This is a genomic window from Mycobacteriales bacterium (genome assembly GCA_036497565.1).
Lineage (GTDB): Bacteria > Actinomycetota > Actinomycetes > Mycobacteriales > QHCD01 > DASXJE01.
Genome location: DASXJE010000073.1, coordinates 1 through 12,448, shown reverse-complemented (window position 1 = coordinate 12,448; position 12,448 = coordinate 1). Strand labels below are relative to the sequence as shown.

The window sequence follows — 12,448 nt, the reverse complement described above, 5'->3', positions numbered from 1 at the left end:
CCGGCGGTCGTCGACCTCGGCGACCAGCCGCAACGACGCCGCCGACAACCGCCGCGCCGCCGTCTCCAGCACCTGCTGCAGGTCGAGCAGCTCCTCATCCCCGCACCGCCACAACGCGGAACCGGCGAGCCCGTCGACCGCCGCAGTCAGGCAGCCGACCGCATCCCACACCGGATGTTCACCGGAACCCGAACCACTGACCATGCAACAACGATAGAACCAGCCACCGACAATTCCCCGAGCCCGAAAACCCCTGCCACACAAGAACTTTCCGTCACCTACCGGCTGCTTGAAGTGTTGGGGCTGATCGTGCTATCGAGGAACAGCGCACACTAGCCTTGCTGCTATGCAGCAACCTCCGGATTTGCGCGGCGCCGTCGTCGTCGTCACCGGCGTCATGGCGTCGGGCAAGTCGACGGTCGCGCAGCTTCTCGCCACCCGGCTGCCGCGGGCCGCGCATGTCCGGGGCGACGTGTTCCGCCGGATGATCGTGGCCGGCCGCTCGGAGATGGCACCGGGCGGTCCGGACGACGCGCTGGACCAGTTGCGACTTCGCTACCGGCTGGCCGCGCTGGTCGCGGACGAATACGCGGCGGCCGGGTTCACCGCAGTGCTGCAGGACATCGTGCTGGGTCCGGCACTGACCGACTACGTCGCTGCGCTGCGCAGCCGACCCAGATATCTCGTCGTCCTGGCGCCGCGGCCGGACGTCGTGGCGGCGCGCGAGGCCGCACGGGACAAGACCGGCTATGTCGACTGGACGGTCGCGACCCTCGACGACTCGCTGCGGCACGACACTCCCCGCCTCGGGTTGTGGCTCGACACCTCGGAGCAGACGGCCGAGCAGACCGTCGACGAGGTGCTGTCCCGGCTCGCGGAGGCTCTCGTTCCCTGATCGAGCCCAAAGCCGGCGATAAGCGGGGACCATGAAGGTTTAGGAGCCTCGGGGGGTCCGATGACAACGGGATACGGACAACAGGTCGCACCGAGCGGTCCGCCGCCGCCGGCACCGAAGCGCGAGGGCTGGACGGCGGGTCGCACCGTCGTGGTGGTGCTCGGATCGTTGCTGTCACTGGTGTCGTTGGGCCTGCTCGCGGCGGGCGGGGCGGCGTTGTGGGGCGACCAGACGCAACGGGACAACGGATACCTCTCGACGAACTCCGCGGTCTTCACGACCAGCGGCTACGCCCTGGCCAGCAACAACGTCAATCTCTACGGCGTCGGCCGCTCGCTGCTCGGCACCGTCCGCATCCGGGTGACTAGCACCAACGGTGCGCCGATTTTCGCCGGGATCGCGCCGGCGAACCAGCTGAACAGCTATCTGGGCAGCGTGCAGTACGCGACGCTCGACGACTTCACCAACAACCACAGCGCGGTGACCAATCACTCCGGCGCCGCCCCGACCACGGTGCCGGCAACTGCCTCGATCTGGAGCACGAAAGCCACTGGTCCCGGAACGCAGACGCTGACCTGGAAGGTTCAGGACGGTAACTGGACGATCGTCGCGATGAACGCCGACGGCTCCCGCGGCGTGTCGCTTCGCGCGGACGTGGGCGTGACGGTGCCGTGGCTGATCTGGGCGGCCACCGGCCTGCTCATCGCAGGCGCCGTATTGCTGATCGGCGGGATCGTCCTGATCGTCGTCGGCATCCGCCGCGCCTCCTACCGATCGTCGAGCGCCCCGCCCGCCTACCCGGCCACCTAGAGCTTGAGACGCTCGGCGGCGATCTGGCTCCCCTGCACGCGTGCCGCGATCTTCTGGAAGGCGATGTCTCGCGCTACGTCGGGCGACCCGTGCTTGGGCTTGTCGTCGATACTGAACGGCGAGAACCCGCAGTCGTCGGTCGACGCGAGCCGTTCCTTCGGGATGTAGCGCGACGCGGTGACGATGTCCTCGGCGACCTGATCGGGTGTCTCCACCGCCGGGTTCAACGGGTCGATCACGCCGATGAAGCAGATCTGTGGGATGCCATTCGCGTCATCGCGGCTGTGCTCACCGACGAGCCGGTAGACGTATTCCTTATCCCTCTCACTCGCGAGCTGCATGAGGAAGTAGCCGGCGTTCATCTGGAACATCGACGGCAGCAATTCGGCGTAATCGACGTCGGCCGAGTGCACTGAGTCCATGTCACCACCCGGGCAGGTGTGGATCCCGATGTTGATCCGCTCCTGCGGCGAGAATCGGTCGATCACCCGGTTGTTCAGCTCGATGAACTGTTCGAGCATGTGGCGGCCCGTCCAGGGGTTGCGCGGGTCGTTCTTGGCGGCCAGGCGCCCCTCGGTGAAGTCGATAGAGACCCGGGCGGCGCCGGCGGCGAAGGCCTGCCGGATGTCCTTCTCCGCCTCGTCGCACAGGTCACTGAGAAACTGCTCACGCGAGTATCCGTCCAGCTTGCCGTCGAGCGGGTAGAGCAGCGACAGCATCGACGGGGCGATGACCGCCTGCTTCATCGGCTTCGTGGCATAAGGCTTGGACTTGCTCAAGTAGTCGGAGGCGAAGGTCTTGTAACGGAACGGCCCGGCCGTCAGACGTGGCAGTTGACGGTGGTGGCCGTCGTCGAAGATTGCGAAGTACTGCCCGTCGGCGGCGAGGTTGTCGGCGAGACCGGTGCCCGCGAGGGTGTCTGTGATCGGGTACGTCGCGAAACTGGACGCCCGCTGTTCTCCATCGGAGACGATGGGCGACCCGGTGGCCTCCATCCGCGCTATCGAGTCCTTGCAGGCCGCGTCCTGCGCCGCTGCCAACTCCTCGAAGCTGATGCTTCCTCCGTCGTATGCGGCCGTCGCCTTCTGGAGGCTGGCCGGCCGGGGGAGAGAACCGACGTTCTCGGTGGGGATACCCATGCGCGTCTCCTTGCGGTCGATGATCGGACCGTGCACGCGAACAGGGCTGACCCTAGATGCTCTGCGACGTCCTGACGAGAGGCCGACGTTCAGGACGAGGCGAGCACCTCGGCGGCGTGGTCGGGGACGTAGGTCTGTTCGGCCCGGGGCGGGCGCTCGTAGCCCTTGGACGTGGGCCGCGGCGGCAGGTGCAGCTGCGGACGATCAACCTCGACGTACGGGATCGTCGAGATCAGGTGGGCGATCATGTTGAGCCGGGCCCGCCGTTTGTCGTCGCTCTCGACGACGAACCACGGCGACTCGGGGATGTCGGTGTGGATGAACATGTCGTCCTTGGCGCGGGAGTAGTCCTCCCAGCGGTCGATCGACTGGAGGTCCATCGGCGAGAGCTTCCAACGGCGCATGGGGTCTTCGAGCCGGGACTCGAAGCGCTGCTCCTGCTCGGCGTCGCTCACGGAGAACCAGTACTTGCGCAGCAGAATGCCGTCCTCGACGAGCATGCGCTCGAAGATCGGGCACTGGTAGAGGAAGCGGCTGTACTCGTCGTGGGTACAGAAGCCCATCACCCGCTCGACGCCGGCGCGGTTGTACCAGCTGCGGTCGAACAGCACGATCTCGCCGGCGGCCGGAAGGTTTTCGACATAACGCTGGAAGTACCACTGCCCGCGCGCCCGCTCGGTCGGCGCCGGCAGCGCCACGATCCGCGCGACGCGGGGATTGAGGTATTCGGTGACCCGCTTGATGGTGCTGCCTTTTCCGGCGGCGTCGCGGCCCTCGAACACCACCACGACGCGGCTGCCTTCCTCCCGCACCCACTCCTGGATCTTGACCAGCTCCAACTGCAGCCGGGCGAGCTCCTTCTCGTAGACCTTGCGCGGGATCCGGTCGGGACGCCGGCCGTTCCTGGCCTTCGCTGCGGCGCCCTTACCCTGCTTGGCTGACTTGGCCACCCGCCTCGCCCCCTCCGCCGGACAAGGCAACGGTAGGCGATCCGCTCAGGCGGCGGGGCCGATGGCGCCGACCAGGACGCGGTCGTCGAGGTCCTGGGCGGGGCGGGGAGCCGGGGCGTCGGCGACCTCGTGCGAGGCGACGACCACCCGGGAGCGGTCCAGCACGGCGATCCCGCCGACCACCGCGAGGGCACCCGCGGCCTCCACCAGGTAGGCCGTCGGACTATGGCTGATCCGCTCACCGAAGACGGTGACGGCGATCCCCACCGCGACCAACGGCTCGATGACGTCGAGCAGCGGAAGGGCGACGGACAGCGGACCGGCCTGGAACGCACTCTGCGCGAGCACCAGACCGACGATGGCCGCGACCGCCATGGCCCAGGGCTGCCACGCGGCGAGCATGCCCAGGCCGCGGTCCTCGACGAGTCCGGTGACCGACTTGGTGAGCGCCGACATAAGACCGAACGACGCCCCGCCCGCGAGGGCCAGGAGGCTGGTCCGGCGCACGCCGGGCCGGGAGCCGGCGGACAGGACCCCGGCGACGACGACGCCGGCGACCACCACGATGCCGATCAACCAGTGTCCCGAGCCCGGCTGGCCGGCGCCGGCACGCGGAGCGGCCGCCGTCAGGAAGGTCGCCAGCCCCGCGACGACCAGCGCGGCGCCGATCCATTCCTGCCGGCCGAGGCGGGTCCTGCTGAGCCGGGCGGCAAGCGGCAGGGCGAAGAGCAGATCGGTCACGATCAGCGGCTGGACCAGGGTGATCGGGCCGAGCGCCAGAGCAAGGGCCTGCAGGCCGAACGAGCCCGCGGCGGCGAGAATGCCGGCCACCCAGATCGGTGTCCGGACCAGGTCGACGAGCAGGCGGGGCCGCATGGTGTGCTCGTCCGGAGTGGCCTGGGCCCCCCGCTGCTGCAGCACGGTGGCGACGGCGAAGCAGGCGCCTGCGGCGAGGCCGACCAGGATCGCCGCGATGCTGATCTGGGAACCAGCCATGATCCTGCCCTCCTCACGCTCCGCTCGATGAATAGAGCCCCGGCCCCTTTGTGTGATGCACGAAAGGGCCCGGATACTTCCCGGGTGTTCCCGTGTCTTAGGTCACTTCTCGACCCGGCTGCCCTGCTCGCCCTGATCTCCCGGGACTACCGGCTCACCGGTCTCGAGCGAGTGGTGCTGCTCCGGTCGCTGGTCAACGACGTCTACCGGGTCGATACGACGGACCGGACCTATGTGCTCAAGGTCTATCGGAGTGGGTGGCGATCACCGGACGAGGTGGCCTGGGAGGTCGACCTGATCGCGCACCTGCACCGGGCCGGCGTCGCGGTCAGCCCACCGGTGGCCCGCACCGACGGCGACCCGATCGGCGTCATCGACGCACCGGAAGGCCCGCGGCCGGCGATGCTGTCGGAATTCACCGCCGGCAGCGACCCGTCGCAACCCTTCACCGGCCCGCTGTATCGGGACTTCGGCCGGCTGATCGGGCAGCTGCACGACGCCGGCGCGGACTTCACGAGCGGGCACCACCGGCCGCCGGCCGACCTGACCCACCTGCTCGACCGGCCGCTGGCCGCGATCCTTCCGCTGCTGGCCGACCGGCCGGCGGACCGGGCGGGCATCGTCGCCCTCGCCGACACCGCCCGTCGCCGCCTCGCCGAGTTGTCCGCGGACGATCCGGCCCGCGGAATCTGCCACGGCGACGTCAGCATGGACAACGTCCGGCTGACACCTGATCGGCGCCTCGTCATCCACGACTTCGACCTGAGCGGCGAAGGATGGCTGGCGGGAGACCTCTGCGGCGTACGGGCGACACCGTGGTGGGACGACTTCGCTGCCGGCTACACCGAGTTGCGGCCGCTTCGGCCCGTCGACCTGCAGGCCATCCCCTGGCTCGACGTCGTCACCCGCATCAGCAACCTGGCGTTCCATCTCATCGACAAGCCGTCCTGGCGAGGGACCGAGACGCTGTCGGAGGGGTATCTCGAGCGCGACCTCGACGCCCTACGCGTCGCCGGGCGTGCTCTGCGCTGACGGTGCCCGCACCCGCGCACGGTAGCCCGCCGGGCTCGCAGCGAAGTACTGCCGGAACCGGCGACTGGCGTAGTTGGGGTCGTGCCACCCCACGAGGCGGCCGATCTCGGCGACCGGGAGGTCGGTGTCCGTCAGCAGCGCCGCGGCCCGCTCCGCCCGCAGCCGCCCGAGGTAGGTCATCGGGGACATGCCGATCTCCGCGGTGAACAGGCGCACCAGGTAGCTCCGCGACAGGTGCACGCAGCCGGCCAATTCGTCCAGGGACCACCGATCGGCGACGTAGTCGTCGAGCAGCCGGGTGGCGGCGACCACGGCCGGGTGCCGGTCCGGTGCATGCCGTACGACGGCGCCGCCGAGGGCGGTCGCGAGTTCGCCCAGAACGCAGAGCAGCATGCCGATCCGCTGCAGGTGGTCGGCGGCGGCCGGATCGGGACGGCCGGCGAGCAGTGGAAGCCACTCCTCGACCCGGCGCAGCGCGGGCGGATCGAGGTCGCTCGTTCGTTCGGCGTCCTGGTCGTCGTCACCCGGCCACAGCACCCGGCCGAGACGCGGATCGGTGCGGATCCAGGAGAGTTCACGGTCGAAGATCTCGCCACCGACATAGATGTTGTACATGCACAGATCGCGGTTGTCCTCGTAGCCGTGCCAGTCACCGGGTCGCAGCGCCACGACCGATCCGCGGCCCAGCCGGCGGCGCCCGGCGGCGCAAACGTGCGTCGTCGACCCGGTGGTGACAACGACGAGTTCGGCGAAGTCGTGGCTGTGCGGCTCCGTTCCCGCCGGCGCATCCATCCGCTCGCCGGCCACGAGCGGGCCCGGTGACGTCGTCACGTCCCCGCGGCGCACCCGGTCCACGACTCGCCCCTCACCTCGGTGGTGGCATCCCTGTCGTGCACGCACATCCTGCTACGAGTGGCGCATTTCGTGCTAGTCCGAATGCGCCAGTCCTGTCAGCCTGAGCGGCACACATCCAGCGGATCGCGGAGGACGAGCCTGTGCACAGCCCCGACACCGGAGCCGACCGCGCGGGTGCGGTCTCCCGACGGCAGGCGTTGCGGTTGTTCGGCGGGGCGGGCCTCGCCGCCGGCTCCCTCGCGCTGGGCGGCTGCACCATCACCAAGGGCACGGCCCCGATATCGACGCAGGGCCTGAGCAAGGACCCCGCACCCGGCCGGAAGACCAATATCGAGGTCTACAGCATCTTCGGCGGGACGGTCGGCCAGGGCTGGGTCAAGCTCGCGAGCCGCTACGAGCAGGTCCAGAAGGACGTCGGGGTGCGCGTCACCTACGCACCCGGGACCAGTTCGGGAGAACAGCAGAAGCTCCTCGTCGCGATCGCCGCGAACAGTCCGCCCGACGTGGCCCAGCTCAGCGTGGAGCGACCTGCTCGGGCCGTTGATCTATCTCAGCAATTCGAGCAGCTACACCGTGTCGCTCGGATTGACCTTCTACCGGAGCCAGTACTCGACGCAGTACGGTCCGCTGATGGCGGCGAGCACGGTCGTCGTCATCCCGGTGGTCATTCTGTTCTTCTTCGCCCAGCGGACCTTCATCCAGGGAATCACACTGACCGGAGTCAAGGGGTAGTGAAACCATGAAGCTCGGATGCAACACCGTCGTCTTCGGCGGGTTCGATCTGCGTACAGCGTTGGAGCACGTCGCGTTCGCGGGCTACGCCCACGTCGAATTGGCCGCGATCAGCGGCATGTGCGAACACCTCGACGCCGATGCCGGCGCACCGGAGATCCGCCGGGTGAGCGAGATGGTCGCCGGGCACGGTCTGACTCCGACCGCCATCGAAGCAGGGGCGGCCGATCGGGAACGGCTCGAGCGGGTCTTCGGTGTCGCGGAGCAACTCGGCGTCACGATCGTCAACATCGGGTCGGGCGGCGCGTCCGGTGACGAGGAGTCGACGGTCCGCGCCATCGCCAACATCGCGGACCTGGCGAAGCTGGCCGGCGGTCACGGAGTGCGGCTGGCGGTCAAACCGCATGTCGGGCAGGCGATCTTCGACGCCCGGACCGCGTTGCGGCTCATGGCGGAGGTCGACGAGGAGGCACTGGGTCTCAACTTCGACCCCAGCCACCTCTACCGGGCCGGTGAGGACCCGGCCGACGTGGCACTCGCCTGGGGCGACCGCATCGTGACCTCGCACATCCGCGACTGCGCCAGCAGGGAACGTGCCGTCGGGCCGCCCGAGACGCAGATCCCCGGCCGCGGAGCGGTGGATCTTCCCGCCGTCCTCGCTGCACTGACCACGGTCGGCTTCGCCGGCCCGCTCAACCTCGAGGTGATCGGGGCGACGACCTATTCGCTGTCGCGGGCGATGGGCGTGGCCGCCGAGAGCCGCGGATACCTGCACCGCTGTCTGTCCGAGATCGGCCGATGACCGGAAGGAATACGCAACAGATGCTTCGAGTGGCAATAGTGGGGCTCGGTGGGATCGGGCGCACCCACGCACGCTGGTACGCCGCCAACCCCGACGCCGAGCTGGTCGCCGTCTGCGACCAGCTGTCCGAACGCGCCGACCCGGTCGCCGAGCAGTACGGCGTCCCGGCGTACAAGAGCGTCGACGACCTGCTGACGAACGAGGAGATCGACGCGGTCAGTGTCGCGACCGCCGGCCCGGAGAACGGCGGCCACCATTTCGAGCCGACGATGCGCCTGATCGAGGCCGGCAAGCACGTGCTGGTCGAGAAGCCGATCTCCAACGACATCGGTGAGGCCCGCCAGATGGTACGAAGCGCCGAGGAGCACGGGACGCTGCTCGGCGTCGACCTGAACCACCGTTTCACCCCGGCCGCCGACCGGGCGAAGGCGCTGCAGAACGAGGGCCGGCTCGGCGACGTCCTCTTCGTCAACATGGCGTTGTGGATCAACAACCCCAACGAGAGCTCGCCGTGGTTCCACCTGCGCGCGTTGCACCCGCACTCGATCGACGTCATGCGGTTTTTCGCCGGGCCGATCGTCAAGGTCCAGGCCTTCCTGCACAAGGGTCCCGGTCGCTCGATCTGGTCCAACGCCTCGATCAATGTGCAGTTCGCCAGCGGAGCCGTCGGCCACCTCACCGGAAGTTACGACGCGAGCCGGTACCACCCGATCGAGCGGTGCGAGGTCGCCGGTAGCGCCGGCCGGTTCGTGATCGACGACGTGTTCCAACGGCTCGAGTTCCTCCCCCGCGATTCGCCGGACAAGCTCGTCGTCGACAACCCGATCATGGGCGGGATGGACGGGTTCGGGCAGACGTTCGGCAACCGCATCGACGCCTTCGTCCACCAGGTGATCGCCGGCGGCCCGCTCGACGCATCCGGCGCCGACGGGCTCGCCGCGCAGGAGGTCATCGAGGCCGCCATCCGTTCCTTCGAGGGCGGCACGGTCGAGGAGGTCGCCGGATGAACATCGTGCTGATCGCCCTCGACACCCAGCGTGCGGACCATCTCGGCTGTTACGGCTACGGCCGCGAAACCAGCCCGCACATCGACCGCCTCGCCCGCGACGGCGTCGTCTTCGAGTCGTGCTTCGCGCCGAACATCCCGACGCACCCGAGCTTCACCACGTTGTTCTCGGGCAAGGAGGCGATCACCCACGACATCGTCAACATCGGGGGCGGCGTACCGATCCGGGACGGCGTGCGGCTGCTGCCGGAGATCCTCGCCGACAACGGCTACGCCACCGCGGCCGTCGACAACATGGGCCGGCACTTCACCCGCGGGTTCGAGAAGTATCACGAATACCAGTGGGACAAGTCGGATCCGACCGTGCTGCGCAAGGCGGAGGCGGTCACCGACGTCGCACTGCCGACCATCGAGGACCTCAAGAGCGACGAGCGGCCGTTCTTCCTCTTCCTGCACTACTGGGATCCGCACACGCCGTTGCTCCCGCCGCCGGGCTACCAGGACCTCTTCTACGACGGCGACCCGTACCGGTCGGACAACCGCAGCATGGACGAGGCGTGGAGCTGGGAGCCGTTCAAGTGGTACTTCCACGACTGGATGCCGGGCGTCACCGACTCCGACTACGTGGTCAACCTCTACGACGGTGAGATCCGCTATATGGACCATCACCTGTCGCGGGTCTTCGACGCGCTCGAGTCGGTGCGTGACGACACGCTCGTGCTGATCACCGCCGACCACGGCGAGATCCTCGACGACCAGCTCGGCTACTTCGACCACCACGGGCTCTACGACCCGACCGTGCGGGTGCCGCTGATCATGTCCCACCCGAAGCTCCCGGCCGGCCGCCGGGTGCCCGGGCTGGTGCAGAACGTCGACGTCGCCCAGACCGTGCTCGACCTGGCCGGAATCCCGCAGACCGAGCGGATGGAGGGACTGAGCCTGCTCCCGTCGATCTACGGCGCGCGGGACGGCAACTACGCCGAGGTCTATCTCTCCGAAGCCACGTGGGAGGTCAAGCGCGCGATCCGCACCGAGCGGTGGAAGCTCATCACGTCGATCGAGCCCGACCCGCACGGCCGGCCGATGACCGAGCTGTTCGACCTCGCCGCCGACCCCGGCGAACAGGTCAACGTGGCCGACGCCCACCCGGATCAGGTCCGCGACCTGACTGCACGGCTCGACGCGTGGCTGGCCCGACGGCTCGCCGAGACCGGCCGGAGCAGCGATCCGGTCGCCGACCAGGGCGCCTGTGCCACGCGTATCGGCGCGGCCCGCGACGACGAGGTCGTGGGGCCCGGGGCGGTCCCCCTGCGCGAACGGACCGGGCAGGCCGCCGGGATCCCGGACCCGAGCCACCTCAACACGCCGGCGGCCGGCAGCTGACCACACCCTCGGGCCGCCGGCCCAACATCGTGGTGGTCGGGGTGGACACGCTGCGGGCGGACCACCTCGGCTGCTACGGCTACCACCGCCGTACGTCGCCGAACATCGACGCACTCGCCGAGCGGTCGGTCGTATTCGAGAACGCAATCGCCGCCGGCATCCCCACGACGCCGTCGTTCACGACGTTGCTCAGCGGGCTGCACCCGTACCACACCTCGGTCGTCACCCATCCCGGCCGGGACCGGCTGCCCGAGGACATCCGGTTGCTTCCGCAGTTGGCGCAGGACGCCGGCTACGTCACGGCCGCGGTCGACAACCTGGTCGTGCAGGGGTCGGGGCGGGGCAGCTGGTTCGCGCGCGGCTACCACCACTACTCGGGTTTCCTCTACGCGCCGTTCGGGTCGCAGAGTGCGCAGCTGACCGACAGCGCGCTCTCCTTCGTGCACGGTGCCGGGGATCGGCCGCTGTTCCTCTTCGTGCACTACTGGGATCCGCACACTCCTTACGGACCGCTGCCGCCGTACGACACGATGCACTACGAGGCGGGCACCGGGCCGTTCGACATGGACGAGGTCCGCGCCATATCGCCGGAGTATTACGACGCGTTCCTCGCCGACATGCAGCTGCGCAACCCCGATGACTACTCCTACGTCGTGGCGCAGTACGACGGGGAGATCAGCCAGGTGGACGAGCAGATCGGCCGACTGGTCGCCGGTCTGGAGTCGATGGGCGCCTGGGACGACACGATCTTCCTGCTGGTGGCCGACCACGGCGAATGCTTCGGTGAGGGCGGTCTTCACTTCGACCACCACGGCCTCTACGACGCGGTCACCCGGATCGCGATGATGCTGCGCCTACCCGACGGGACGACCGGCCGACTCGGCGCGCTCGTGTCGAACGAGGACGTGCTGCCGACCCTGTGCGAGGCCGCCGACCTCCCGGCACCCGGCTACCCGCTCACCGGGCACAGCCTGCTGCCGGCGCTCGGTGGAGCGCGCGACCTCCCGCGGTCAGCGGTGATCTCGACCGAGTGCACCAGGCAGGCATCGGTGGCGATCCGCACGGCGGACGAGAAGCTCATCGTGCCGATCACCGAGACCGACGACGGTGAGGACCTGCCCGACGTCTACGGCCGGCCTCGAAACGGAGACCCGCTGCTGTTCGACCTGCGCGCCGACCCGGCCGAAACGCACAATCTCGCGGCGACGAATCCGGACCGCGTTTCGGCGCTCGCCGATGAGCTGAACCGTTGGCGGGCCGGTGCACTCGCCGGCACCGGGCGTCCCGACCCGATGACCAGTCAGAGCCTGAGCCTGCCGTACCGGCACTTCGTCGACCGGACTCGCTCCCGCCACGGCGGCGATAACGACCGCGCCAGGAGCCACCGCCGCCTAAACTGACTTGGTGTAGCTGGGGAATCTCCGTCGCCGTGGTCAACGCGCCGCGATGACGAAGTCGTCGGTGTGGGCGAGTGTGCTGCTGCTCGTCTTCGTCCTCTGCGGCGCCGCGTGCGGATCGTCCCCCGCGACGATCCGGATCGGCGTCATGCTTCCGCTGAGCGGTCCCAATGCGGTCGGGTCGCGCATGCCGCTGCGATGGGCGGCCGACAACGTGAACGCCGCCGGCGGCATCGACGGCCGCCACATCACGTTCGTCTACCGGGACATCGCCCGACAGCCGGTGACGACCGTCGCGGCGAGCCTGGCCTCCGACTCGTCGATCGCCGCGGTCATCGGCCCGGCCGACTCCGGTGATGCGCTACGCGTCGTCTCGACGTTCTACCGCGCCCACAAGGTCATCGTCTCCCCGTCGGCGACCTCCGCCGACCTCTTCCGGGCGTTCTCGAGC

The 12,448-nt window shown here is 69.0% G+C and carries 14 protein-coding genes; 9 read left to right on the top strand and 5 right to left on the bottom strand.

Going from position 1 to position 12,448, the window contains the following annotated elements; genetic code table 11:
* Positions 1 to 204 (bottom strand): hypothetical protein (locus VGH85_06300; GenBank protein HEY2173410.1); only part of this gene is annotated, 204 nt, incomplete at its 3' end.
* A gap of 142 nt (positions 205 to 346) precedes the next feature.
* On the opposite strand from VGH85_06300, the gene VGH85_06295 reads away from it, so the two are divergent.
* Positions 347 to 895 (top strand): AAA family ATPase, encoded by a 549-nt coding sequence (locus VGH85_06295; protein ID HEY2173409.1) that lies wholly within the window; start codon positions 347 to 349, stop codon positions 893 to 895.
* A gap of 60 nt (positions 896 to 955) precedes the next feature.
* Entirely contained in the window at positions 956 to 1,705 is a 750-nt protein-coding gene (locus tag VGH85_06290; protein HEY2173408.1) for a hypothetical protein, read from the top strand.
* On the opposite strand, the gene VGH85_06285 is transcribed toward VGH85_06290, so the two are convergent.
* The 3 genes from VGH85_06285 to VGH85_06275 form a co-directional block, all read right to left on the bottom strand.
* Positions 1,702 to 2,844 carry a 5-methyltetrahydropteroyltriglutamate--homocysteine methyltransferase gene (locus VGH85_06285; GenBank protein ID HEY2173407.1) on the bottom strand — a complete coding sequence of 381 codons (1,143 nt, stop codon included), beginning with the start codon at positions 2,842 to 2,844 and terminating at the stop codon, positions 1,702 to 1,704. The two genes, VGH85_06290 and VGH85_06285, sit on opposite strands and share 4 nt — an antisense overlap.
* Positions 2,845 to 2,933: 89 nt before the next feature.
* Entirely contained in the window at positions 2,934 to 3,794 is an 861-nt protein-coding gene (gene ppk2, locus VGH85_06280; GenBank protein ID HEY2173406.1) for a polyphosphate kinase 2, read from the bottom strand.
* A gap of 45 nt (positions 3,795 to 3,839) precedes the next feature.
* A complete protein-coding gene (locus tag VGH85_06275; GenBank protein ID HEY2173405.1) occupies positions 3,840 to 4,790 on the bottom strand; it encodes a DMT family transporter in 951 nt (316 codons plus the stop codon).
* A gap of 84 nt (positions 4,791 to 4,874) precedes the next feature.
* On the opposite strand from VGH85_06275, the gene VGH85_06270 reads away from it, so the two are divergent.
* Positions 4,875 to 5,822: a phosphotransferase gene (locus tag VGH85_06270; protein ID HEY2173404.1), complete on the top strand. Its 948-nt coding sequence runs from the start codon at positions 4,875 to 4,877 to the stop codon at positions 5,820 to 5,822.
* Here the strand turns inward: VGH85_06270 and VGH85_06265 are convergent.
* The gene (locus VGH85_06265; protein ID HEY2173403.1) at positions 5,793 to 6,677 is read right to left on the bottom strand and encodes an AraC family transcriptional regulator; all 885 of its coding nucleotides are present in this window, start codon (positions 6,675 to 6,677) and stop codon (positions 5,793 to 5,795) included. The genes VGH85_06270 and VGH85_06265 overlap by 30 nt on opposite strands.
* Positions 6,678 to 7,250: 573 nt before the next feature.
* Between VGH85_06265 and VGH85_06260 the strand changes: the two genes are divergently transcribed.
* The 6 genes from VGH85_06260 to VGH85_06235 form a co-directional block, all read left to right on the top strand.
* On the top strand, positions 7,251 to 7,409 hold the full coding sequence (locus tag VGH85_06260; GenBank protein HEY2173402.1) for a hypothetical protein: 159 nt from the start codon (positions 7,251 to 7,253) through the stop codon (positions 7,407 to 7,409).
* Between the two features lie 7 nt (positions 7,410 to 7,416).
* The gene (locus VGH85_06255; protein ID HEY2173401.1) at positions 7,417 to 8,211 is read left to right on the top strand and encodes a sugar phosphate isomerase/epimerase; all 795 of its coding nucleotides are present in this window, start codon (positions 7,417 to 7,419) and stop codon (positions 8,209 to 8,211) included.
* A gap of 29 nt (positions 8,212 to 8,240) precedes the next feature.
* On the top strand, positions 8,241 to 9,218 hold the full coding sequence (locus tag VGH85_06250; GenBank protein HEY2173400.1) for a Gfo/Idh/MocA family oxidoreductase: 978 nt from the start codon (positions 8,241 to 8,243) through the stop codon (positions 9,216 to 9,218).
* Complete coding sequence (locus VGH85_06245) at positions 9,215 to 10,600, top strand: sulfatase (GenBank protein HEY2173399.1); 1,386 nt, start codon at positions 9,215 to 9,217, stop codon at positions 10,598 to 10,600. The genes VGH85_06250 and VGH85_06245 overlap by 4 nt, the downstream gene beginning before the upstream one ends.
* A 29-nt stretch (positions 10,601 to 10,629) precedes the next feature.
* Positions 10,630 to 12,000 carry a sulfatase gene (locus VGH85_06240; protein ID HEY2173398.1) on the top strand — a complete coding sequence of 457 codons (1,371 nt, stop codon included), beginning with the start codon at positions 10,630 to 10,632 and terminating at the stop codon, positions 11,998 to 12,000.
* A 46-nt stretch (positions 12,001 to 12,046) separates the two neighbouring features.
* A partial coding sequence (locus VGH85_06235; GenBank protein ID HEY2173397.1) for an ABC transporter substrate-binding protein occupies positions 12,047 to 12,448 on the top strand: 402 nt, incomplete at its 3' end.